We start from the raw sequence: 24134 nt of genomic DNA on the forward strand, positions 1-24134 counted from the left end.
GCCTCAGCGACAGGCGGTATGCGGCAATTCGCTTGCGGCACGAGGGTTTATCGCGACTTTTGCGCGTCACGAATCCCTTGTAGCCTGTCGCGGCCTGTCAATTCTGGCGGGCGCGGCGCGCAACGAGTTTCGGTAAGATCCGTTGCGCAATCCGAGGCCGTTCATACCAGTGCGCTCTTCAAGGGCGCCATTCATACAAGCGAAGCATCGTTCACATGCCATTCCGTCTGACTTCCCGTCTCAGCCGCGCTGCGAAGCGCGTCGTGCCGTCCGCTCCCGCCCGCTCGCTGCGCCATCACCGCGCACGCACGCGCGCGCTCGCCGAGCACACGCACGCGCATAGCCGGCTGGACGGTATCCGCGCGTGGTTCCACGCGTTTTTCTCGATGATGAGCGCGCAGGCGGCCGCACGCCGCGTCGGCCTGCGCTCGCTGCTGCAGAAGCCGTCGTCGCTGCGCGCACTCGCGCTGCGCCGCACGCTCGGGCCGCAGCGCCGTGTCAATCGCCCGCGCCGCCTCGCGGCGAGCAACGGGTGGTTCGGGTTCAGCGCACGCTGAGGCCGAACCGGCGAGTCGTGCGCGCGCCGCGCACACCGCGAGCGGCGTCATTCCGCGCGCCGCGCGATACGCATAAAAAAACCCCGGCATGCCGGGGTTTTTCGTTTCTGGCGGACGACGCTTACGCGACGCGTGCCGTCGGCTCCACGCCTGCCGCTTCGGCCAGCACGAGTGCCTTGTCGGTCGCTTCCCACGAGAATTCCGGCTCTTCGCGGCCGAAGTGGCCGTAAGCGGCCGTCTTCTCGTAGATCGGGCGCAGCAGGTCGAGCATCTTGATGATGCCCTTCGGACGCAGGTCGAAATGCTCGCGCACGAGCTTCGTGATCACCGCATCCGACACGCGGCCCGTGCCGAACGTGTTGACCATCACCGAGGTCGGCTCGGCAACGCCGATCGCGTACGACACCTGGATCAGCGCGCGCGATGCGAGGCCCGCGGCGACGATGTTCTTCGCGACGTAGCGGCCGGCATACGCTGCCGAACGGTCGACCTTCGACGGATCCTTGCCCGAGAACGCGCCGCCGCCGTGCGGTGCGGCACCGCCGTACGTATCGACGATGATCTTGCGGCCCGTCAGGCCGCAGTCGCCCTGCGGACCGCCGATCACGAACCGGCCGGTCGGGTTCACCAGGAACTTGATGTCGCCCTTGATCAGGTCGGCCGGCAGCGTCGGCTTGATGATTTCCTCGATCACGGCTTCGCGCAGCGCCGGCAGTTCGATGTCCGGTGCATGCTGCGTGGACAACACGACGGTGTCGATCGAATCGGGCTTGCCGTCGACGTAGCGGACCGTGACCTGCGACTTCGCGTCCGGGCGCAGCCATTGCAGACGGCCGTCGCGGCGCAGGCTGGCCTGGCGCTCGACGAGACGGTGCGACAGGTAGATCGGCAGCGGCATCAGTTCCGGCGTTTCGTCGCACGCATAGCCGAACATCAGGCCCTGGTCGCCCGCGCCTTGATCGAGGTTGTCGTCGTGTGCACGATCGACGCCCTGCGCGATGTCCGGCGACTGCTTGTCGTACGCGACGAGCACCGCGCAACCCTTATAGTCGATGCCGTAGTCGGTGTTGTCGTAGCCGATGCGCTTGATGGTGTCGCGCGCGATCTGGATGTAGTCGATGTTGGCCGTCGTGGTGATTTCACCGGCCAGCACGACGAGACCCGTGTTGCACAGCGTTTCGGCCGCAACGCGCGAATATTTGTCCTGCTCGAGGATGGCGTCGAGAATCGCGTCCGAGATCTGGTCCGCGACTTTGTCCGGATGGCCTTCAGAGACGGATTCGGACGTGAAGAAATAATCGTTTGCCACTTTTTCAGGCTCCTGTGTGGTTACGGTTGGTTTCACGTAGCCAGCTTCGTTGGGCCTGAAGCGGCGACGCTTTAGCGGATTACCAGGACCGGGCAGCGCGCTTCGCGCCGGCCGGCTTCGCCCCGCAAGTTGTCAGTTAACTCGGCGAAGCCCGTATTATAGCGGCTTTCGTGAATTGTCACAGAGCCCCGCCCGTGCTGCATCGTCCGCTGTTCCACCACCCTGTTCGCAACGTGCCGGCCAGCCGGCCTTACGGAGATTCCGCATGCTAGGCCGCCTCGGCACGCACCTCGCCATCGGCTTGCTGAAGCTGCTCGCCCTCCTGCCGTACGGTCTGACCGCGCGGTTCGGCGATGGCCTCGGCTGGCTGCTGTATCAGATTCCCAGCCGGCGAAAGCGCATCGTACATATCAATCTGAAACTCTGCTTCCCGGACTGGAGCGACGAACGGCGCGAGGAAGTGGCGGGCCGGCATTTCCGCCACGCGATCCGCAGCTACGTGGAGCGCAGCGTCCAGTGGTTCGGCTCCGAGCGCAAGCTCGCGAAGCTGATCCAGGTCGACAGCGCGGTCGATCTCACCGATCCCGATCTGCCCCCGACGCTGTTCCTCGGCCTGCATTTCGTCGGCATCGAAGCCGGCTCGATCTGGTTGAACCGTTCGCTGCAGCGCCGCTGCGGGTCGCTGTACCAGCCGTTCTCGAATGCGGTGCTCGAGGAAGAAGCGAAGAAGGCGCGCGGGCGCTTCGATGCCGAGATGGTCGGCCGCGCGGACAGCGCGCGCGTCGTGCTGCGCTGGCTGCGAGACCGCAAGCCGGTGATGCTCGGTGCGGACATGGACTATGGTCTGCGCAATTCGACGTTCGTGCCCTTCTTCGGCGTGCCCGCGTGCACGCTGACGGCCGTCGGCCGGCTCGCGAAGACGGGCCGTGCGCAGCTCGTGCCGTTCATCGGCGAAGTGCTGCCGAACTACAAGGGTTACCGGCTGAAGGTGTTCAAGCCGTGGGACAACTACCCGACCGGCGACGACGATCTCGACGCGCGGCGGATGAACGAATTCCTCGAGGAACAGATTCCGCTGATCCCCGAGCAGTATTACTGGGTGCACAAGCGCTTCAAGACGCGCCCGCCCGGCGAGCCGAGCCTCTACTGAGCAGAACCCGCGGGCGCGTAGTCACGGGCGCGTCGTCAGCGTCGTCAGATACGCGCCTGCACCCTCGCCACCTTCGGCGCGCCTTTCGCGCGCGCCTGCCAGAGATCGTAGGCCGACTGCTGCGCGAGCCACAGATCTGCCTTCCCGCCGTTTTCCTCACCGAGCCACGCTTCGAGACGCAGCGCCATTTCCGGCGAGATGCCGGCATGGCCGTGCAGGATGCGCGACAGCGCCGCACGTGTGACGCCGAGCTGCGCGGCGGCTTCGGTGACGGTCAGGCCGAGCGCCGGCAAGATGTCGTCGCGCAGCGCCTCGCCCGGATGGGGCGGATTGAAGATGCGAGTCATGGCGTTGAATGACCTCAGTGATAGTCTTGATAGTTGACCAGGACGACATCCGGGCCCTCGAACCTGAACGTCAGGCGCCAGTTGACGCTCACGCTCACCGAGTAGTAGCCCTCCATCTCGCCGGCCAGGCCATGCATGCGCCAGCCCGGTACGTTCATGTCGAACGGCTGGCTCGCGATGTCGAGGCGAGCCAGCTGGCGCCGCAACCTCGGCGCATGATCCGGCCGGATGCCCGCCCTGCTCCCGTTCGTGAAAAACGCTTCCAGCCCCTTGTGCTGCCACGACTTGATCATGGGCCTCCCACACTCGAGTGCGATTCGATGGCATGGCCCACGCAGCGTATAGCCACACTATACGAATCACCTGATTGATTTGTCAATTTGACCTGTACGAAAACGCGCGCGGGGCGAGTCCCGTGCGCCGGGAACACCGGCACGCGTGTCGCCGGATTCAACTTTCCCGACCACGCTCGCCACATCGCACTACCTCAATCTGCCGACTCGCTGCCCACGCGACCAGTCAGCCGATCGGCCGGCATCGCCGCGCTCCGCCGCCCGAACGACGCCCGGCACCCCTCCGCGCAGGACGCCCCTGTCGGCTGCATGTATCATTTGCGGTTGAGATCAGCACGACGAACGACGCCGCCCGGGATGGCGGCACACCGCGTCCGCCGTGCCGACCACCTTGTTCGCCATGGAATTCCGGACCCAGTGAAACTCTCGTTCACCAAGATGCACGGCGCGGGCAACGACTTCGTCGTGCTCGACGGCTATTCGCGCGCGTTGCCGCCGCTTACCGACGCGCAGGTGCGCGCGCTCGCCAACCGACACTTCGGCATCGGCGCCGACCAGCTGCTGCTCGTCGAGAAGCCGACCGTCGACGGCGCGGATTTCAAGTACCGGATCTTCAATTGCGACGGCGGCGAGGTCGAACACTGCGGCAACGGCGCGCGCTGCTTCGTGAAGTTCGTCAGCGACCGCGGCCTGACCGACAAGCGCAGCGTGCGCGTGCAGGTGATGAAGGGCCTGATCACGCTGACGATGCAGGACAACGGCGAAGTCATCGTCGACATGGGTGCGCCCGTGTTCGCGCCGGAGCAGGTGCCCTTCGACACGGCCGGTCCAGGCGCCGCGGGGCTCGACGGCCGCACGGAAGGCAACGACACGCTGTGGCCGCTCGACGTCGGCGGCGCGACGCGCTGGATCTCGACGGTATCGATGGGCAACCCGCACGCGGTGCAGGTCGTCGACGACGTCGAAGCGTATCCGGTGCTCGACGAAGGCCCGTTGATCGAGCGCCACGCCCGCTTCCCGCAGCGCGTGAACGCCGGCTTCATGCAGATCGTGTCGCGCAACGAAGTGAAGCTGCGCGTGTACGAACGCGGCGCGGGCGAGACGCTCGCGTGCGGCACCGGCGCGTGCGCGGCGGTCGCGGCCGGCATCCGGCGCGGCCTGCTCGATTCGCCGGTGACCGTGCACACGCACGGCGGCACGCTGACGATCGGCTGGGGCGGCGCGCGCGACGAAACCGCCGCACTGATGATGGCCGGGCCCGCCGCGACCGTGTTCGAAGGCGAGATCGACCTGAACGTCTGACCCTTCAACGTCCTGTTAACTGAACGCTCCAGCCACATGAACGATCGCGAAGTCGCCGACTACCTGCTCGCCAATCCCGAATTCTTCGCGCAACACGCGGAACTGCTCGCGACGATCCGTCTCGCGAATCCGCACGGCAAGGCCGCGATCTCGCTGCAGGAGCGGCAGATGGAGATGCTGCGCGACAAGAACAAGCATCTCGAGCGCCGCCTCGCCGAACTCGTGCGCTACGGCCACGAGAACGACAGCCTGTCCGCGAAGTTCAGCCGCTGGACCGCACGCGTGATCGCCGAGCGCGACCCGTACGCGCTGCCGCGCACGATCGCCGACGGCATCGCCGACGTGTTCGACGTGCCGCAAACGGCGCTGCGCGTGTGGGACGTCGCCGACACCTATTCGCAGGCCGATTTCGCGCGCCAGGTGGGCGAGGAAGTGCGGCTGTTCACGAACGGTCTGTCGACGCCGTACTGCGGCGCGAACACCGGTTTCGAAGCCGCGCAGTGGCTGGCACCCGCGGTGGCAGCGCCGGCCGCGAGCGCGGCGGAAGGCGCCGAAGCCGCACCGGCCGGCGACGGCTCGGCCACCTCGGTCGCGCTGCTCGCGCTGCGCGCGCCGCTCGCCGGCAACGATGCGCCGGCGTTCGGCCTGCTCGTGCTCGGCTCGCCCGACCCGCGCCGCTTCCACGACGGTATGGCGACCGACTTCCTCGCGCAGATCGCGACGCTCGCGAGCGCCGCGCTCACGCGCCTGCTGCCGCACTGATATCGCAGCCGCGATGACCGACGATCCGATCGCCGCCTACCTGTCGAGCCTGAAGCACATCAGGCAGCTATCGGAGCACACGCTGCGCGCGTACACGCACGAACTCGACGAACTGAAGAAGCTCGCCTCCGGCCGGCCGCTGGAAGCGCTGACGGCCGCCGACATGCGCGGCGCCGTCGCGCGTGCGCATGCGGGCGGACTGTCCGCGCGCTCGATTTCGCACCGGCTGTCCGCGTGGCGCGCGTTCTACCGCTGGCTCTCGCAGCGCATCGAGATGCCCGCGAACCCGGTCGCCGCGGTGCGCGCGCCGAAGCGCCCGAAAACCCTGCCGAAGGCGCTGTCGGTCGACGACGCATCGGCGCTGATGGACGCCCCGCTCGCCGGCACGACCGAAGGCATCCGCGATCACGCGATCCTCGAGCTGTTCTATTCGTCGGGGCTGCGCCTCGCCGAACTGGTCGGGCTCGACGTCATGTATACGCAAGCAGACGGCTACCGCTCGGCCGGCTGGCTCGACCTCGCCGAAGCCGAAGTCACCGTGCGCGGCAAGGGCAACAAGGAACGCAAGGTGCCGGTCGGCCGCAAGGCGATCGATGCGCTGAACGCATGGCTCGCGGTGCGCGGCGAATTCGTCAAGCACGATCCGCAACCGCTGTTCCTGTCCGTGCGCGGCAACCGGATGGCGCCGGGCGTCGTGCGCGACCGCGTGAAGCGCGCGGCGCTTGCCGCGGGCATCCCGGCCAACGTCCACCCGCACGTGCTGCGCCATTCGTTCGCGACGCACGTGCTGCAGTCGAGCGGCGACCTGCGCGCGGTGCAGGAGCTGCTGGGCCACGCGAGCGTCGCCGCGACGCAGGTCTACACGTCGCTCGACTTCCAGCATCTCGCGAAGATTTACGACAGCGCGCATCCGCGCGCGAAGAAGCGCGACTGACGCGCATCCCGCACGACCCGCCGCGCGGCGACCGGCCTGCGCCGGCGCCGCCGGCCACTCATTCCGAATCGATCATGCAAACCGTCACACTCAAACCGTCCAAGGAAAAATCGCTGCTGCGCCGGCATCCGTGGGTCTATGCCAATGCAATCGACCGCGTCGACGGCAAGCCCGCGCCCGGCGCGACCGTGATCGTGCGCGCGCACGACGGCCGCTTCCTCGCGCGCGGCGCGTACAGCCCGCAGTCGCAGATCCGCGTGCGCGCGTGGAGCTTCGACGAGAACGAGCCGATCGATCACGCGTTCTTCAAGCGCCGCGTGCAGCGCGCGGTCGCGCACCGCACGACGATGGTATCGGGCACCGGTGCGGTGCGGCTCGTGTTCGGCGAAGCGGACGGCCTGCCCGGGCTGATCGTCGATTACTACATCGCGGACACGGCCGAACCCGGCGCCGCGCCGCGCGGCCAGCTCGTGTGCCAGTTCATGGCGGCGGGCGTCGAAGCGTGGAAGGACGCGATCGTCGCGGCCCTGACCGGCGCGACCGGCTGCCCGAACGTGTACGAACGCTCGGACGTGTCGATCCGCGACAAGGAAGGGCTCGAGCAGACGACCGGCGTGCTCGCCGGCGACGCGCCGCCCGCGACGCTGATCGCGAACGAAAACGGCGTGCGCTATCACGTCGACGTGCCGAACGGCCACAAGACGGGCTTCTACGTCGACCAGCGCGACAACCGCGCGCTCGTCGCGCAGTACGCGGCCGATCGCGACGTGCTCAACTGCTTCTGCTACACGGGCGGCTTCTCGCTCGCGGCGCTCAAGGGCGGCGCGAAACGCGTCGTGTCGATCGACTCGTCGGGCGATGCACTCGCGCTCGCGCAGCAGAACGTCGTGGCGAACGGCTTCGACGCCGAACGCGCGACCTGGCTCGACGCGGACGCGTTCAAGACGCTGCGCCGCCTCGTCGACGAAGGCGAGCGTTTCGACCTGATCGTGCTCGATCCGCCGAAGTTCGCGCCGACCCGCGACAGCGTCGACCGCGCATCGCGCGCGTACAAGGACATCAACCTGAGCGGCTTCAAGCTGCTGCGTCCGGGCGGCCTGCTGTTCACGTACTCGTGCTCGGGCGCGATCGACATGGACCTGTTCCAGAAGATCGTCGCGGGTGCGGCCGCCGACGCGAAGGTCGATGCGCGGATCCTGAAGCGGCTCGGCGCAGGCGTCGATCACCCGCTGCTCGCCGCGTTCCCGGAAGGCGAATATCTGAAGGGCCTGCTGTTGCAAATCGTGTGATCGCCCCGATCTAGGCGCACACCCGCGTCCGCCGGCCTGCAGGCCCTTCAGCGCCTGGCGGACCAGCGCTCGCCCCTGTCGTCCGGACGACGGGCGAGGGCTTGACAGGTATGTTTCAATGGATGGTTGTGCGCCCCGGCTCGCGAGCCGATGGCGCGACGCACACATCCTGGTTTTGACCCCGATTCACGAACCACAGGCGACCGACATGGCCACTCCCGTCACCATCCTCACCGGCTTCCTCGGCAGCGGCAAGACGACGCTGCTCAAGCGGATCCTGAACGAACAGCACGGCATGAAGATCGCCGTGATCGAGAACGAATTCGGCGAAGAGAACATCGACAACGAGATCCTCGTGCAGGACTCGAACGAGCAGATCATCCAGATGAGCAACGGCTGCATCTGCTGCACGATCCGCGGCGATCTCGCCCGCGCGCTCGGCGATCTGGCCGCGAAGAAGCGCGAAGGCAAGCTCGACTTCGACCGCATCGTGATCGAGACGACCGGCCTCGCGAACCCCGGCCCCGTCGCGCAGACCTTCTTCATCGACAGCGAGATCGCCGACGACTTCCTGCTCGACGCGGTCATCACGCTGGTCGACGCGAAGCACGCGAACGCGCAGCTCGACGAACACGAAGTGGTGCAGCGCCAGGTCGGCTTCGCCGATCGCCTGTTCATCACGAAGTCGGACCTCGTCGACGACCAGGCCGTCGCGGCGCTCAGGCACCGCCTGATGCACATGAACCCGAAGGCGACGATCAAGATCGTCAATTTCGGCGAAGCCGACATCAAGGAAATCTTCGACCTGCGCGGCTTCAACCTGAACGCGAAGCTCGAGATCGACCCGGACTTCCTCGCCGAGGACGACCACGCGCATCAGCACCACGATCACGACCATGACCATGACCACGATCATGCGGATTGCGACCACGATCACGGTCAGTGCGCGCACGATCACGACCACGGCCATCACCACCACGCGCACCACGACGACAAGATCAAGTCGTTCGTGTACCGCAACGATCGCCCGTTCGATCCGAACAAGCTCGAAGACTTCCTCGGCGGCATTCTGCAGATCTATGGGGAACGGATGTTGCGCTACAAGGGCGTGCTGTACATGAAGGGCGTCGATCGCAAGGTCGTATTCCAGGGCGTGCACCAGATGATGGGCAGTGACCTTGCGGCGAAGTGGCTGCCGGTAGAAAAGAAGACCAACAAGATGGTATTCATCGGCGTCGACCTGCCGCAGGACCTGATCACCGACGGCCTCGACGCCTGCCTCGCCTGAGCGTCAGGGCGGCGGTGCGCGCCGTGAGCGCGGCCGCCTTCACGGGCGGCCGCCGTGCTTGCGAGGCGCCTTTTGCGGTCAGGGTTTCGTCGTCATCGCTTTTTCGCGATTTGCGCGTTATATTTTCAAGATATTGGCGCAGCCGACGGGGATCGACCCGATACGGCGCCCGCTTGCGATTCAGTTACAATACGTGCCCGCTGGAGTACGGCAATAACAGGCCCGGTTCTTGCAGAACCATTACCCGGGCATCGCAACCGCGCCGGATCGCCCATCCGCCACCCGGCCGCGGCCGATGCGATCTGCCGCGCAGCACCGGTTCGCCGCGCGCGCAAATCCGCGCCAGGCCTATCCTGGTATTTGAGAACCGGTTTTCCAGAGGCTTTCGGCCCCGCCGCGGCAAAACGCAAATGATTGCAAGCGCCGTTGCGGGTAATCCCAAAGTGCAGGCACTATCTCCTGATTTGCCGCACATTGAAGAAGCAAGCAGATGACGAAGAAACTCTTGACCGAAGCCGAAATCCTGAAGATGAGCGACAAGGATTACATGAATGAGGATCAGCTCGCCTTCTTCAAAAATCGGCTCGAACAGTTGCAGGCGGACATCCTCAAGAATGCAGGTCAGACGACCGAGAACCTGCGCGAGACGGTGATCGTCCCCGATCCCGCCGACCGCGCGACGATCGAGGAAGAGCACGCGCTCGAGCTGCGTACGCGCGATCGCGAACGCAAGCTCCTCAAGAAGGTTCAGCAGTCGCTGGCCCGCATCGATTCCGGCGATTACGGCTGGTGCGAGGAAACCGGCGAACCGATCGGCATCCCGCGCCTGCTCGCGCGCCCGACGGCCACGCTGTCGCTCGAGGCGCAAGAGCGCCGCGAGCTGCGCCAGAAGCTGTTCGGCGACTGATCGAGCGGCGTTCCGCTCCGACACGCTGCTTCCCGAAAGCGCGCGGCCTGCCGCGCGCTTTTTGTTTTTCCGGCACCGGTTCCCGGTTCGCCGGCCGATTTGCCACCCCCTCTTGATATCCCGGCGCGCGCCCTAAAATGAAACGGATGCGCGCCGGGCCGCTCCCCGGCGCACTGCGATTCATGCGGCGGCGCCCCGCGCCGCCCGACTCTTCCCCGTTTTTCTCAAGGAACGCAGATGGAGCAATTTCACGGCACGACCATCGTTTCGGTCCGACGCGGCGACAAGGTCGCGCTCGGCGGCGACGGCCAGGTAACCCTCGGCAACATCGTCATGAAGGGTGGCGCGCGGAAAGTGCGGCGGATCTACAACAACCAGGTACTGGTCGGATTCGCGGGCGGCACCGCCGATGCGTTCTCGCTGCTCGATCGCTTCGAGGCGAAGCTCGAGAAGCACCAGGGCAACCTGACCCGCGCGGCCGTCGAGCTCGCGAAGGACTGGCGCACCGACCGGATGCTGCGCCGCCTCGAGGCGATGCTGATCACGGCCGATGCCACCACCACGCTCGTGATCACCGGCAACGGCGACGTGCTCGACCCGGAAGGCGGCATCTGCGCGATCGGCTCGGGCGGCGCGTATGCGCAGGCCGCGGCCCGCGCGCTCGCGGAGAACACCGAGCTGTCGCCGCGCGAGATCGTCGAGAAATCGCTCGAGATTGCCGGCGACATGTGCATCTACACGAACCATAACCGCATCATCGAAACGATCGAGTAAGGACAGCACCATGAGCACCATGACCCCTGCCGAGATCGTCTCGGAACTCGACAAGCACATCATCGGCCAGGCCAACGCGAAGAAGGCCGTCGCGGTCGCGCTGCGCAACCGCTGGCGCCGCCAGCAGGTCGCCGATCCGCTGCGCCAGGAAATCACGCCGAAGAACATCCTGATGATCGGGCCGACGGGCGTCGGCAAGACCGAAATCGCGCGCCGCCTCGCGAAGCTCGCCGACGCGCCGTTCATCAAGATCGAAGCGACCAAGTTCACCGAAGTCGGCTACGTCGGCCGCGACGTCGACAGCATCGTGCGCGACCTGATCGAGATCTCGGTCAAGCAGACGCGCGAATCCGAAATGCGCAAGGTGCGCAGCAAGGCGACCGACCAGGCGGAAGACCGCATCCTCGACCTGCTGCTGCCGCAACCGCGCGCGGTGGGCTTCGGCGGCAACGCCGATCACGCGAACGACGACAACAACGCGACGCGCCAGACCTTCCGCAAGCGCCTGCGCGAAGGCCAGCTCGACGACAAGGAAATCGAGCTCGACCTCGAGCAGCCGTCGGTCGGCATGGACATCATGGCGCCGCCGGGGATGGAAGAGATGACCGAGCAGATCCGCTCGATGTTCTCGAACCTCGGCAGCGGCAAGAAGCAGCGCCGCAAGGTCAAGATCAAGGAAGCGCTGAAGCTGCTGACCGACGAGGAAGCGGCGAAGATGCTCAACGACGAGGAAGTGAAGACGAAGGCCGTGCAGAACGTCGAGCAGAACGGCATCGTGTTCCTCGACGAGATCGACAAGATCACGTCGCGCAACAACGAAGGCAGCGGCGGCGAAGTGTCGCGCCAGGGCGTGCAGCGCGACCTGCTGCCGCTCGTCGAAGGCACGACGGTCAACACGAAGTACGGGATGGTGAAGACCGATCACATCCTGTTCATCGCGAGCGGCGCGTTCCACCTCGCGAAGCCGAGCGACCTGATTCCGGAACTGCAGGGCCGCTTCCCGATCCGCGTCGAGCTCGACTCGCTGTCGGTGAACGACTTCGAGGCGATCCTCGTCGCGACCGACGCGAGCCTCGTCAAGCAGTACCAGGCGCTGCTCGCCACCGAGGACGTGCAGCTCGAGTTCGCCGAAGACGGCATCCGCCGCCTCGCCGAGATCGCGTATTCGGTCAACGAGAAGACCGAGAACATCGGTGCACGCCGGCTCTACACGGTGATCGAGAAGCTGCTCGAGGAAGTGTCGTTCTCGGCCGGCAACCACGCCGGCGAGCGCGTGACGATCGACGCGAAGTATGTCGACCGTGCGCTCGGCGAAGTGGCGCAGGACGAAGACCTGTCGCGCTACGTGCTGTAACGCGCGCGGTGTCGAATGCGAAACGGGCAGCCCGATGGGCTGCCCGTTTTCGTTGGTGCGCCAGCCGCGATCGCCGCGCCGCTTACTGCCGCACCGGCTTCTTCGCGAGCTTGCGCTGCAGCGTGCGGCGATGCATGTTCAGCGCGCGAGCGGTGGCCGAAATGTTGTTGTTGTTCTCCGCGAGCACGCGCTGGATGTGCTCCCATTCGAGCCGGTCGACCGACAGCACGACCGGGTTCTCGAGCGCCTCGTCGGCCTGCACTTCGCTCGCGTTGGTCTGCAGCGCGGCCAGGATCGACTCGATGTTCGCCGGCTTCGCAAGGTAGTTGTCCGCGCCCTCCTTCACGGCCTGCACGGCGGTCGCGATGCTCGCGTAGCCGGTCAGCACGAGAATGCGCGCGTCGGGCTGCAGGTCGCACAGCGGCGCGATCAGGCTCAGGCCCGAATCGTCGCCCAGATGCAGGTCGACGGTGATGAACTGGAACTTGCCGCCGGCCGCGAGCCGCAGCGCCGCCTCCTTGTCGTGCGCCTGCTGGACCGCATACCCGCGGCGCTCGAGGCCGCGCGCGAGCGTGCCCGCGAACACCTCGTTGTCGTCGATCACCAGGAAATTGTTCTCGCTCATGTGGTTTCTCCGTCTACGTGTTGGTTGAGGCGGCCGGCGCCGTGATGCGCGCCACCGGCAGGCGCAGCACCGCACGCGTGCCGCGGCCTGACGCGCCGGCCGCGCGGGTGTCCGGCGCAGCCGCCGCTCGTTCGGCCGGGCGCCGGCCCGACGCCGCGGCGGCGTGACCATTGACGCTACCGGCCGCGCGTCCGTTGCCGCCCGGCGCGCGTGGCGAGACATCGGACAATTCGATCTCGCCGCCGAGTCGCACGGCTGCACTGAACGCAAGGTACAGGCCGACCCCGTGCCCGCCCTGCGTGCTGTCGACCGGCATCGCGCCGACCGATTCGCGCAACGCGGCCGGAATGCCCGGGCCGTCGTCGCATACTTCGAATTCGATCTGGTCGGCTGCCCGCTCGCCGTGCGCGAGCTTCGCGGCCAGCGTCACGCGGTGCGGGCTCGCCCGCGCGGCGTTGTCGAGCAGGATCGTCAGGATCTGGCCGGCCGCGACCGTGTCGTCGAGCGCGACGCCCGACGGACGCGCGCCGAGCAGCTCGAACTGCACGTGCGGATGCCGCAGCCGCCAGTGCTCGACGAAGGTGTCGAGCCAGTCGTCCACCGGCTGACGGCTCGCCGGCGCGCTCGCGCGGCTGCGCAGGCGCGCGAGCGCCGACGTGCAGAGCGTCATCTGTTCTTCCAGCACCTTCAGGTCGGCGTCGTAGCGCGCGAGCCCAGGATCGGCGCGCGCCGCGTCGCGCAGCTCTTCGGCGAGCATCGCGATCGTCGACAGCGGCGTGCCCATCTCGTGCGCGACGGTGGCGGCCTGCACGCCGAGCGCAACCGCCCGCTCGTCGCGCAGCAGATGCGCCTGCGCTTCGCCGAGCGCCGCATCGCGCTGGCGCAGCGCATTCGACATGCGCGCGACGAACCATGCGATCAACCCGACGCTGACCATGAAGTTCACCCACATCCCGGTACGGTAGTAGTCGAACAGGTTCGCCGGATTGTCCATGTTGAGCGGCACCGAATCGAAGCCGAGCGCCGCGTAGCACGCGACCGCGAACGCCGCGAGCCAGATCATCAGGTGCCACGGCAGCACGGCCGCCGCGATCGCGAGCGACGGCAGGTACAGCGACACGAACGGATTCGTCGTGCCGCCCGACAGGAACAGCAGCGCCGACAGCGCGCCGAGGTCGACCCACAGCTGGCCGAGCAGCTCGAAATTGGTCTCGGGCCGCGCGCGCAGCACACGCACCCAGGTCAGCGCGTTGAAAACGATTTCGAGCGCGATGACCATCAGCATCGCCGGCAACGGCAGATGCACGCCGAAATAGGTCTGCACGACGCCGATCGTCGCGAGCTGGCCGATGATCGCGAGATTGCGCAGCCAGAACAGGTGACCGAGGTTGACGCGCCCGGTGGTGGTGATTCGTTGCATCCGCGCAGTTTACCCGTTTAGCGCCCGGCGCCTCTACGGGGCCGGATCGGAGCAGACGAGCGGGCCGCCGCACGCGGCGGCCTGTCGGCCTGCGGGCCGCTGCATGGGTCCACACCGTCAGCCGGCCGCACCGGCCATCCGCTGCGCGATCTCGGCGGCGAGGCATTCCGGGCAGAGGCAGCGCGCGCCGTCCGTCGGCAGCGCTTCGCCGGGCACGACCGGCATCGACGCGCACCAGCAATCGAATGGCTGCGTGCCAGCGCCGCAGTCGAAGCCGCGCCCGCAGTGCGGGCACCGCGCGCGGTGCGGGGTCGAACGGGCGTCGGCGGCGGAATCGGTCATGGCTCGAGCGCGAAAGCGGGCGTGAACGTCACCCTACGCGATTAGCATAGCGCGGCCGACGGATTTTGCACGTCGGCCGTCCGGCCGATGCGTGCCGCCGACACCGCCGGATGCACCGGTCGCGACCTCGCCCCGATCGTCGCCGCAACGCCCCGCGCCATAGCCGGCGGCCCGCTGCGCGCGACGCCCGACCCGCGAGATCGGCCGTCCGGCCAGTCCAAAAACCGATGCTGCGCTGCGCCACTCCTGTACAATTCGCCCTGTTTCAACCGTTCCCAGCCAGAGCCGCCGCCATGTCCGAGCCCATCGACCTCTCGCAGATCGCCCCCACGCTGAAGGCAGAAATCCTCGCCGAGGCGCTGCCGTACATCCGCCGTTACCACGGCAAGACCGTGGTGATCAAATACGGCGGCAACGCGATGACGGAAGAGCGGCTCAAGCAAGGCTTCGCGCGCGACGTGATCCTGCTGAAACTGGTCGGCATCAATCCGGTGATCGTCCACGGCGGCGGTCCGCAGATCGATCATGCGCTGAAGAAGATCGGCAAGGCCGGCACCTTCATCCAGGGCATGCGCGTGACGGACGAAGAGACGATGGAAGTCGTCGAGTGGGTGCTGGGCGGTGAAGTGCAGCAGGACATCGTGATGCTGATCAACCACTTCGGCGGCCACGCGGTGGGCCTGACGGGCAAGGACGGCGGCCTGATCCACGCACGCAAGCTGCTGATGCCGGATCGCGACAACCCGGGCCAGTACATCGACATCGGCCAGGTCGGTGAAGTCGAGGCGATCAACCCGGCGGTCGTGAAGGCGCTGCAGGACGACGCGTTTATCCCGGTGATCTCGCCGATCGGCTTCGGCGAGGACGGCCTGTCGTACAACATCAACGCGGATCTGGTCGCGGGCAAGCTCGCGACGGTGCTGAACGCCGAGAAGCTGCTGATGATGACCAACATCCCCGGCGTGATGGACAAGGACGGCAACCTGCTGACCGACCTGTCCGCGCGCGAGATCGACGCGCTGTTCGAGGACGGCACGATCTCGGGCGGCATGCTGCCGAAGATCTCATCGGCGCTCGACGCGGCGAAGAGCGGCGTGAAGTCGGTGCACATCGTCGACGGCCGCATCGAGCACTCGGTGCTGCTGGAAATCCTGACCGAGCAGCCGTTCGGCACGATGATCCGCTCGCATTGAGCGCGCGCCGCCAACCCTCCCGCACAGAACTGCCGGCGTCATTGCGACGCCGGCGCATCTCCCGCAGCCGGCCGCGCGCCGGCGCGCCCGTCTGGCTGTTCGATCTCGACAACACGCTGCACCACGCGTCGCACGCGATCTTTCCGGAGATCAACCGTGCGATGACGCAGTACATCATCGACGCGCTGCAGGTGGAGCGCGCCGAAGCCGACCGCCTGCGCACCGGCTACACGCAGCGCTACGGCGCCGCGCTCCTCGGCCTCACGCGCCATCATCCGATCGATCCGCACGACTTCCTGCGGGTCGTCCACACGTTTTCCGATTTGCCGGCGATGCTGCGCGCCGAGCGCGGCCTCGCCCGCATCGTCGCCTCGCTGCCCGGCCGCAAGTTCGTGCTGACCAACGCGCCGGAGAACTATGCACGCGCGGTATTGCGCGAACTGCGCATCGAGCGGTTGTTCGAGCGCGTGATCGCGATCGAGCACATGCGCGACCGCCGCGCGTGGCGCGCGAAGCCCGACCACACGATGCTGCGCCGCACGTTGCGCGCCTCGCATGCACGCGTGGCCGACGCGATCCTCGTCGAAGACACCCGCAGCCACCTGAAGCGCTACAAGCGACTCGGCATCGGCACCGTATGGATCACCGGCCACCTGCCGGGCCATCTGCCGAACATCGGCCGACCGCATTATGTCGACCAGCGCATTCGTTCGTTAAAATCGCTGCGACTGGGCACACGATCGGGGCGACAAAAATGCAGCCGACTTACCCGCAGGACCAAGCCGTAACGGAAAACCAGGCCACGCCGTCCCGCCCGCGCCCGAAGCCGGGCGAGCGGCGCGTGATGATCCTGCAGTCGCTCGCCGCGATGCTGGAAGCGCCGAAGCCGGAAAAAATCACGACGGCCGCGCTCGCGGCGCGGCTCGACGTGTCGGAAGCCGCGCTGTACCGGCACTTCGCCAGCAAGGCGAAGATGTACGAAGGGCTGATCGAGTTCATCGAGCAGGCGCTGTTCGGGCTCGTCAACCAGATCGTCGCGAAGGAGCCGAACGGCGTGCTGCAGGCGCGCACGATCGCGCTGACGATGCTCAATTTCGCCGCGAAGAACCCGGGGATGACGCGCGTGCTGACCGGCGAGGCGCTGGTCGGCGAGGACGAGCGGCTCACTGAGCGCGTGAACCAGTTGCTCGACCGGATCGAGGCGACCGTCAAGCAATGCCTGCGGGTCGCGCGCACCGAGGCGCAGGCGCCCGATGGCGCGGCGCCGTTCGCGCTACCGGCCGATTACGATCCCGCCGCGCGGGCGAGCCTGCTCGTCAGCTACGTGATCGGCAGGTGGCATCGGTTCGCAAAAGGCGGGTTTCAGAAGCCGCCCGGTGAGCAGGCCGATGCGCATCTTCGGCTGATCCTGCAGTGAGGCGCGCCGCCGGCGCGTCGGCCGGCACTCGATCCGGAACGGCAACGTAACGGTCTCCGTCGCCGGCTCGAGCGCGTTTCCCGCCTGAACGGCCGTGATCGGGGCGAAGTCCGCGCACGCGCCGGTTGGCTGGGTGTCGTCCTTCGTTGGCACCACCGGCACGCTCGTCTGAAACACCCGATTCGATGCGACACGCGCAATGCGTGATCGCTTGCCGCACACGATCAGGATTCCTTTTTATTGACGTGCGTCAACGAAACGGCATCCCGGCGTCTCTCCTCAGCGTCTGACGTTGCTCGCTCGGGCAATCGTAGACCGCCCCCCTCACTCCGCTGAACGGCTTCGCCGCCACCACCGCCATGAGCCTGATCCTACGACGGCGTACGCAGAACCCGTATGCCTGACGATATTTAAAGGAATTTAGTACTCGAACGAAACAGTCCCGGAGTGGATTAGTAATCGTCCAATTCTTTCAACGGCCTTAAAACCCAACAATATCACCTGTTTCCTGTCGCCGTTTCCGTTCCGTTTCACCGACGTCGACAGACAGCGCTCAGGAAACGTCGGTGCGTCGTCCTACGACGCAGGACTCCTTACTAACAGGTACTTTCATGTCCAAAAAAGCACTTCCCATTCTGATGGCGACAGCGGGCCTCGTGGCCGTTGCTTCGTCGGCCCAGGCAGCCGACGGCACGATCACGATCACCGGCGAGATCACGGCCCAGACCTGCACGATCTCGGGCGACGGCGGCGGCAAGGACTTCACGGTCACGCTGCCCAACGTGTCGACTTCGGCCCTCGTCACGCCGGGCTCGACGGCCGGCCGCAAGCCGTTCCGCATCGCGCTGTCCAACTGCTCGCCGAACTCGGGCAACGCTTCGGTGTACTTCGAGCCGGGCACGACCGTCAACGCACAAACGGGCAACCTGTTCAACGCCACGGGCGACGCGAAGAACGTCGAAGTCGGCTTGACGAACAAGGACGGCTCGAACATCAAGCTCGGCGCTGCCCAGGCACTGCAGAACTCGCAAACCGTGCCGATCTCGGGCGGCGCGGCCACCCTCGACTACTACGCGCAATACGTCGCGACCGGTGGCGCCGCCGGCGCGGGCAAGGTCGGCACGTCGGTCATGTACTCGGTCTCGTACCAGTAAATCCGGCCTCGCGGCCCGCGCCCGTGCAGCAGTAGCGGCGCGGGCCGCGTCGGGCCGGCGGCACATATCTGTTTATCTACAAGGAGAAATCGGCGATGGGAATGTCAACGAACTGGCGCTCGAGCGTAAGTGCCGCCATCCTGGTTGCTTCGATGGCCGGTGCGGGTGTGGCCGACGCAAGCGTGGTGATCGGCGGGACGCGCGTGGTCTATCCGGAAAAGGAACGCGAGGTCACGGTGAAACTGACCAACGAAGGCGACCGGCCATCGCTCGTGCATGCGTGGATCGACGACGGTCGCGCCAACGCGTTGCCCGACGATTCGAAAGTGCCGTTCATGCTCACGCCGCCACTGTTCCGCCTCGATCCGAAGAAAGGCCAGAGCCTGCGCCTGATCTACACGCAGGAGCCGCTCGCACAGGATAAGGAAACGCTGTACTGGCTCAACGTGCTCGACGTCCCGCCACAAGCGGCGGACGATCCCGACGCGCCGAATCTGCTGCAGCTTGCGTTCCGCTCGCGCATCAAGCTGTTTTTCCGCCCGGCGGCACTCCAGGGCGAGGCCGACGAATCGGCCGAAAAAGTGATCTGGAATTTCGCGCCGAAGGCCGGCGGCGGCTATACGCTGCAGGCAAAGAATCCGACGCCCTACCACGTGACGTTCACCAAGCTGACCGTCAAGTCCGGCGGCACGACGTGGACAAACGACACGGGCGGCATGGTCAAGCCCGGCGGCACGGAGCAGTTCGACGTCGGCCACGTGCCGTCACCGCCCTCTGGCCCGTTCGAGGTCGACTACACGTTCTTGAACGACTACGGCGGCGGCGTCGACGGGAAGTTCGCGCCGAAGTCGGCGCACTGACGCCAGACAGTCCCCGAATCAACACTGTTGCCAACCGGCGGTGCGGCGATCGCATCGGCGCAGGTACACCGTCGCTCGCAATATGCAGATGCGGCATCAATACATTGAATTCATGCGAGCGAATCACCAAACCCGGCCCCCCGAGGCCACCACCCAATTCAAGCTCAGGCCGAGCTGCCTGTTCGTCATGGCGGCGCTCGGCGGCTGGACGGTCGACGCGGCGGCAGCGGACGCATCCGCTGCGCCGGCGGACCATTTCGAGGTCGCGCAGGTTCACTTCAACGACACGTTGATGATGAAGCCGCGCGGGCAGCGGCTCGATCTCGACCGCTTCGCAAAAGGCAACCCGGTCTCTCCGGGCGACTACACGGTCGATCTTTACCTCAACGGGCAGTGGAACGGGCGCACGGCGGTGCGTTTCGCTGCCGACAATGGAACGGTCAATGCAAAGCCATGTTTCGATCGTGCGTTGGTGGCGCGGCTCGGGCTCGACGACCACGCGCTGACCGATGCCGGGCGCGCCGAACTGGCACGCGTGCAGGCGGGTGAATGCACCGACGTCGAGAAGCTGGTTGCCGATGCGAAATATGAATTCGACATGGGGGAACTGCGCCTCAACGTGAGCATTCCGCAGGCCGCGTTGCAGCGCAACCCGCGCGGCTACGTCAGCCCGGAACTGTGGGACGGCGGCGTGCCGAGCGCGACGATCAAGTACAACACCAACGTCTTCCGCAGTTCGTCTTCGGGCTACGAGAGCACGCAGGGATACCTGGGCCTGAACGCGGGCGTCAACATCGCGAACTGGCATTTCCGGCACAACGGCACCTATACCGCGCAATCGCAGGGCGACAGCCGCTACCAGAGCCTCAACACCTACGTACAGCGCGATCTGCCCAAGTGGCGCAGCCAGTTGAAGATCGGCGAAACCTACACCGACGGCTCGCTGTTCGACAGCGTCGGCGTGCGCGGTGCCACGCTCGAGACTGACGACCGTATGCTGCCAGACTCGATGCGCGGCTACGCACCGGTTGTGCGTGGCATCGCCTCGAGCAACGCGCACGTCTCGGTATCGCAAAACGGCAGCGTGCTCTATGAAACGAACGTCGCGCCGGGTCCGTTCCAGATCGACGACCTGTACCCGACCGGCTACGGCGGCAACCTGCTCGTCACCGTGACCGAGGCCGACGGCAGCAAGCACAGCTTCACCGTGCCTTACGCGGCTGTCGCGCAATCGTTGCGCCCCGGCATCGCACGCTACGCGTTTGCGGTGGGTCAGCTGCGCGAATCCGGGTTGAATCGCCACCCGAATTTTGCACAGGCCACGTATCAACGCGGCATCACCAACCTGCTGACCGGCTATGTCGGCGCGATCGCGGCGGAGAACTACCTGGCCGCGCAGGTCGGCGCGGCGTTCAACACGCCGATCGGCGCACTCGCCGTCGACGTCACGCAGGCCAGCGCGCGCATCCCGGGGGTATCGGCGACGAGCGGTCAGAGCGTCCGCGTAAGCTACAGCAAGTCCATGGAGTCGACCGGCACAAACATCGCGGTCGCCGCGTATCGCTATTCGTCGCGCGGCTACTGGACCATGCGGGACGCGATGTCCGCCCGCGAACGTGCGGCCGCCGGCACGGATCCGAACGACGCATACCGGCAGCGCAACCAGGTTCAGCTGACGCTGAACCAGACGCTCGGCGAAGGCCGCGGCAGCCTGTTCGCGGTGGGCTCGACGGCCAGCTACTGGAATCGCCAGGGCACGACGACGCAATTCCAGCTCGGCTACAACAACAGCCTCCGTGTCGGTGGGCTGAACCTCAGCTACAACCTGTCGCTTTCCCGGCAGCGCGACGGCTACACGGGGAGCCTGAATAACCGCGTGTACGCAAACATCACGCTCCCGCTCGGCCGGCGGTCGTATGCGCAGACACTGAGCGCAAGTGTCGCCCACGACAATCGCGGCGGCGCAACCGGACAGATGTCGCTAACCGGCACCGCCGGGAAGTCCAATGCGCTCTCGTACGGCGTGAATGCCAACACTGGCGGCGGCTCAACGTCCGGCGGAGGCAATGTGCAGTACCGCAGCCCGCTGGCAACATTCTCCGGCAGCGCGAGCGGCGGTAGCGGCTATTCGAGCGTCTCGGCAGGCGTATCCGGTGCACTTGTCGGGCATGCCGGCGGCATCACGCTCGCCAACGATCTCGGCGACACGGTCGCGCTCATCGAGGCAAAAGACGCAGTGGGTGCACGCATCACGAACGGCTCGGACGTCCGGATCGACCGACACGGCTATGCGGTGCTCCCGTACTTGACACCGTACCAGATGAACACCATCGATCTCGATCCGAAGGGGATTCCCCTGGACGTCGAAATGCTGTCGACCAGCCAGCAGGTCGCGCCCCGGGCGAATTCGGTCGTGAAGGTCAAATTCGCGACCACCACCGGCCGAGCCGCGTTGTTCACTGTACGCCAGCCGAACGGTGCGCCGGTTCCATTCGGGGCGACCATTTCCGACGCGCAAGGCAATTCGAAAAGCGTAGTCGGGCAAGGTGGCACCGTGTTCATGCGCGGCGCGGAGGATTCCGGCACGCTGATTGCGAAATGGGGCAATCGCTCTACGGAGTCGTGCACGTTTTCTTATCAGCTACCCGTTCATATTGGCAAGACTGAAGTCTATTCCCGTTTGGAATCGATTTGCAATTACGGCCCACGCACAAACGCGAAACAAACTGGTTCGGTCGCGAATAGCGCCCCGGCAATTGAAAAGGACCCCGTGGTTACTACGTCGACTGGAAATCGGCTGACAATGAGTCCTGATCGAAACATCGATGCTACGGAAAACGACTGACAGACGCCAACGGAATTGAGAATTCACATGATGAAAATTTATAAATTAATTATTGTCATATTGATCGGCCTCGCCAAATCCGCCCATTCCGCTCCCATTTCCGCTTGCCTGGGAACGCATTGGAGCGCCGAATGGTGGGTTCCCATTAACAATGTGAGCATCCCGCTCAATGCGGCAAACGGGTCTGTCATTGGAAGCGGGACGATTGAAGTTCCGTACAACTGCCCGGCCAACATACTCGGCCCGGGTGGATTCAGATTCGAATTCAACTCTGCCGGATTCGACGCGGACTACGAGGAAACGGGGTTCCCCGGCGTTTTTAGGCTAATTCCCTGGAAAGCGACGAACGATTTTTATCGCTCCGTGGGACTTCGACTCATCAATGCCGAGTCAGGGCAAGTGATATCGGCATTGAAGAAAGGTTGGGTGCCATGGGGCCCTCCTAGCACCACATCCACCCGCCCCTTTTCCGGGACACTGAAAGTCAGAGTCGATTTAATTAAAATTAATGACCTTATATACAACGTATCGTGGGTCGATAGCGGATTTAGAATTGGAGACATCAGAAGCATAAACAACTCCCTCGACTCCTACGCACCAGGTATCGAGGGCCAATTCAGATGGCCGATCGTGCCTTGGATCACCTCATCGATCTCGCACATGCCCCAAAGCTGCACTGTGACGACCCCCAACGTCCCGGTGCGCCTGCCGCCGACTGCCGCCAGCAAATTGAACACTGTGGGTACAACTGCGGGCGACACCGGCTTCAACATCGGGTTGTCCTGCAAAACGGGGACGAACGTGTATGTCACGTTGACCGACTTGACCGATGCAGGCAATACCGGCAACCAGTTGACGTTGACGCCGGACTCGACGGCGAAAGGCGTGAAGCTGCGCATCCTGAAAAACGGTCAACCGGTTGGCTACGGTCCCGATTCGGCCGAAATCGGCAACCTGAACCAGTGGCTGGTCGGCCCGTCGGCATCAACGACCAGCATCCCGTTGTCTGCGCAATACATCGCGACCGACAAGGTATCCGGCGGAACGGTCAAGGGTGTCGCGACGTTCACGATGAGCTACCAGTGAGCGCATGACACGCATCGCTCAGTCATTCGGATGAACGCCCGGTAGCCCGTCACATACGGCCGGCGTTCTTCGAAAGCCACCGCTCCATCGGTGGCCGAAACTGGCCTCCTGTTCGCAGTCCGAATGGACTGGATCGGAAGGCCGATGTCGGACGAAGTTGCACGGCGCCCTCGTTGCCCATCCCGGCACGAGAACGACCGGACAACGGAATCCGTTTATCCACGCAGCACTAGAGGAATTGACATGAAACTCGCATTCACCAGCATCGCCGCCCTGACCGTAGCCGCCGCAGCGGCACTGCCGTCTGTCGCGCACGCCGCCGACGGCACCATCACCATCAACGGCAATATCGGCACGCAGACCTGCCAGATCGACGGCAACGGCACGGGCGGCAAGGACTTTACGGTCGCGCTGCCCAAGGTGTCGACGTCGGCGCTCGCGTCCGGCGGGTCGACCGCGGGCCGCACGCCGTTCAAGATCGGCCTGAAGAACTGCTCGCAGGCGACCGGGAATGTCTACACGCACTTCGAACCGGGCACGACGGTCAACTCGACGACCGGCCAGCTGATCAACGCTTCGGGTTCGGCGAAGAACGTCGAAGTAGGCCTGCTCAACGGCGATACGTCGAACATCGGGCTCGGCAAGGCGGACGAAAATTCGAAGGCGGTTGCTCTGTCGAACGGCGCTGCGGAGCTTCCGTACTATGCGCAGTACGTCGCAACCGGTGGCGCCGCGGGCCAGGGCACGGTCAACACGTCCGTGATGTACTCGATCATGTATCAGTAACGTAGTGCGTCCCGCGCATCGGTTCGTCGCCGCCGCGCGGGCGCGTCGATCGCACGGGGACGCACTGCGTTTCCCGCGCGATTCGTCAAGCGGCGCCGCCCCGCCTCGGCATTCGACAGGCGAGCCTTGGCGGCGCGCTT

The 24134-nt window shown here is 65.7% G+C and carries 24 protein-coding genes; 18 read left to right on the forward strand and 6 right to left on the reverse strand.

All coding sequences use genetic code 11. The features are described 5' to 3' along the window. Window positions 1-215: 215 nt before the first annotated feature. Window positions 216-557 carry a hypothetical protein gene (locus C7H84_RS24760; RefSeq protein WP_121861229.1) on the forward strand — a complete coding sequence of 114 codons (342 nt, stop codon included), beginning with the start codon at window positions 216-218 and terminating at the stop codon, window positions 555-557. 121 nt (window positions 558-678) lie between these two features. Here the strand turns inward: C7H84_RS24760 and metK are convergent, their stop codons facing one another. Next, on the reverse strand, window positions 679-1866 hold the full coding sequence (gene metK / locus C7H84_RS24765) for a methionine adenosyltransferase (RefSeq protein WP_121861230.1): 1188 nt from the start codon (window positions 1864-1866) through the stop codon (window positions 679-681). A gap of 265 nt (window positions 1867-2131) precedes the next feature. Between metK and lpxL the strand changes: the two genes are divergently transcribed. Next, window positions 2132-3016 (forward strand): lauroyl acyltransferase LpxL, encoded by an 885-nt coding sequence (gene lpxL, locus C7H84_RS24770; RefSeq protein ID WP_121861231.1) that lies wholly within the window; start codon window positions 2132-2134, stop codon window positions 3014-3016. A gap of 44 nt (window positions 3017-3060) precedes the next feature. On the opposite strand, the gene C7H84_RS24775 is transcribed toward lpxL, so the two are convergent. Then, the gene (locus C7H84_RS24775) at window positions 3061-3363 is read right to left on the reverse strand and encodes a HigA family addiction module antitoxin (RefSeq protein ID WP_121861232.1); all 303 of its coding nucleotides are present in this window, start codon (window positions 3361-3363) and stop codon (window positions 3061-3063) included. A gap of 14 nt (window positions 3364-3377) precedes the next feature. Further along, window positions 3378-3656 carry a type II toxin-antitoxin system RelE/ParE family toxin gene (locus C7H84_RS24780; RefSeq protein ID WP_121861233.1) on the reverse strand — a complete coding sequence of 93 codons (279 nt, stop codon included), beginning with the start codon at window positions 3654-3656 and terminating at the stop codon, window positions 3378-3380. Window positions 3657-4073: 417 nt separating this feature from the next. Here C7H84_RS24780 and dapF point away from each other — a divergent pair, with 417 nt between their 5' ends. From dapF to hslU, 8 genes are all read left to right on the forward strand, one after another. Continuing rightward, window positions 4074-4958: a diaminopimelate epimerase gene (gene dapF, locus C7H84_RS24785; RefSeq protein ID WP_121861234.1), complete on the forward strand. Its 885-nt coding sequence runs from the start codon at window positions 4074-4076 to the stop codon at window positions 4956-4958. 36 nt (window positions 4959-4994) lie between these two features. Next, window positions 4995-5720 (forward strand): DUF484 family protein, encoded by a 726-nt coding sequence (locus C7H84_RS24790; RefSeq protein ID WP_121861235.1) that lies wholly within the window; start codon window positions 4995-4997, stop codon window positions 5718-5720. Window positions 5721-5733: 13 nt separating this feature from the next. After that, window positions 5734-6654, forward strand: a complete 921-nt coding sequence (xerC, locus tag C7H84_RS24795) for a tyrosine recombinase XerC (RefSeq protein ID WP_121861236.1) — start codon at window positions 5734-5736, stop codon at window positions 6652-6654. A gap of 74 nt (window positions 6655-6728) precedes the next feature. Then, on the forward strand, window positions 6729-7943 hold the full coding sequence (locus C7H84_RS24800) for a class I SAM-dependent rRNA methyltransferase (RefSeq protein WP_121861237.1): 1215 nt from the start codon (window positions 6729-6731) through the stop codon (window positions 7941-7943). A gap of 208 nt (window positions 7944-8151) precedes the next feature. Then, entirely contained in the window at window positions 8152-9231 is a 1080-nt protein-coding gene (locus tag C7H84_RS24805) for a GTP-binding protein (RefSeq protein ID WP_121861238.1), read from the forward strand. A gap of 490 nt (window positions 9232-9721) precedes the next feature. Next, entirely contained in the window at window positions 9722-10138 is a 417-nt protein-coding gene (gene dksA / locus C7H84_RS24820) for an RNA polymerase-binding protein DksA (RefSeq protein ID WP_006477498.1), read from the forward strand. A 237-nt stretch (window positions 10139-10375) separates the two neighbouring features. Further along, window positions 10376-10912 carry an ATP-dependent protease subunit HslV gene (hslV, locus tag C7H84_RS24825; protein ID WP_006760749.1) on the forward strand — a complete coding sequence of 179 codons (537 nt, stop codon included), beginning with the start codon at window positions 10376-10378 and terminating at the stop codon, window positions 10910-10912. 10 nt (window positions 10913-10922) lie between these two features. Beyond that, complete coding sequence (hslU, locus tag C7H84_RS24830; RefSeq protein WP_121861239.1) at window positions 10923-12266, forward strand: ATP-dependent protease ATPase subunit HslU; 1344 nt, start codon at window positions 10923-10925, stop codon at window positions 12264-12266. A gap of 82 nt (window positions 12267-12348) precedes the next feature. Here the strand turns inward: hslU and C7H84_RS24835 are convergent, their stop codons facing one another. The 3 genes from C7H84_RS24835 to C7H84_RS24845 form a co-directional block, all read right to left on the reverse strand. After that, a complete protein-coding gene (locus C7H84_RS24835) occupies window positions 12349-12891 on the reverse strand; it encodes a response regulator transcription factor (protein WP_044847841.1) in 543 nt (180 codons plus the stop codon). Window positions 12892-12904: 13 nt separating this feature from the next. After that, complete coding sequence (locus C7H84_RS24840) at window positions 12905-14311, reverse strand: ATP-binding protein (RefSeq protein WP_121861240.1); 1407 nt, start codon at window positions 14309-14311, stop codon at window positions 12905-12907. A gap of 117 nt (window positions 14312-14428) precedes the next feature. Then, a complete protein-coding gene (locus C7H84_RS24845) occupies window positions 14429-14653 on the reverse strand; it encodes a cysteine-rich CWC family protein (RefSeq protein ID WP_121861241.1) in 225 nt (74 codons plus the stop codon). 293 nt (window positions 14654-14946) lie between these two features. On the opposite strand from C7H84_RS24845, the gene argB reads away from it, so the two are divergent. The 8 genes from argB (at window position 14947) to C7H84_RS24890 (ending at window position 23994) form a co-directional block, all read left to right on the forward strand. Beyond that, window positions 14947-15846 (forward strand): acetylglutamate kinase, encoded by a 900-nt coding sequence (gene argB / locus C7H84_RS24855; RefSeq protein WP_006490510.1) that lies wholly within the window; start codon window positions 14947-14949, stop codon window positions 15844-15846. Further along, window positions 15843-16634, forward strand: a complete 792-nt coding sequence (locus C7H84_RS24860; RefSeq protein ID WP_121861242.1) for a pyrimidine 5'-nucleotidase — start codon at window positions 15843-15845, stop codon at window positions 16632-16634. The genes argB and C7H84_RS24860 overlap by 4 nt, the downstream gene beginning before the upstream one ends. Then, a complete protein-coding gene (gene slmA, locus C7H84_RS24865; protein ID WP_121861243.1) occupies window positions 16601-17263 on the forward strand; it encodes a nucleoid occlusion factor SlmA in 663 nt (220 codons plus the stop codon). The genes C7H84_RS24860 and slmA overlap by 34 nt, the downstream gene beginning before the upstream one ends. A gap of 611 nt (window positions 17264-17874) precedes the next feature. Then, the gene (locus C7H84_RS24870) at window positions 17875-18417 is read left to right on the forward strand and encodes a fimbrial protein (RefSeq protein WP_121861244.1); all 543 of its coding nucleotides are present in this window, start codon (window positions 17875-17877) and stop codon (window positions 18415-18417) included. A 95-nt stretch (window positions 18418-18512) separates the two neighbouring features. Continuing rightward, window positions 18513-19277, forward strand: coding sequence for a fimbria/pilus periplasmic chaperone (locus C7H84_RS24875; protein ID WP_121861245.1), 765 nt, complete (start codon window positions 18513-18515; stop codon window positions 19275-19277). 88 nt (window positions 19278-19365) lie between these two features. Next, window positions 19366-22122 carry a fimbria/pilus outer membrane usher protein gene (locus C7H84_RS24880; RefSeq protein ID WP_240462088.1) on the forward strand — a complete coding sequence of 919 codons (2757 nt, stop codon included), beginning with the start codon at window positions 19366-19368 and terminating at the stop codon, window positions 22120-22122. A gap of 27 nt (window positions 22123-22149) precedes the next feature. After that, on the forward strand, window positions 22150-23208 hold the full coding sequence (locus tag C7H84_RS24885) for a fimbrial protein (protein ID WP_121861246.1): 1059 nt from the start codon (window positions 22150-22152) through the stop codon (window positions 23206-23208). 243 nt (window positions 23209-23451) lie between these two features. Then, window positions 23452-23994 carry a fimbrial protein gene (locus C7H84_RS24890; RefSeq protein WP_121861247.1) on the forward strand — a complete coding sequence of 181 codons (543 nt, stop codon included), beginning with the start codon at window positions 23452-23454 and terminating at the stop codon, window positions 23992-23994. Window positions 23995-24134 lie beyond the last annotated feature (140 nt).

It is taken from the genome of Burkholderia sp. Nafp2/4-1b (assembly GCF_003635165.1).
GTDB lineage: Bacteria > Pseudomonadota > Gammaproteobacteria > Burkholderiales > Burkholderiaceae > Burkholderia.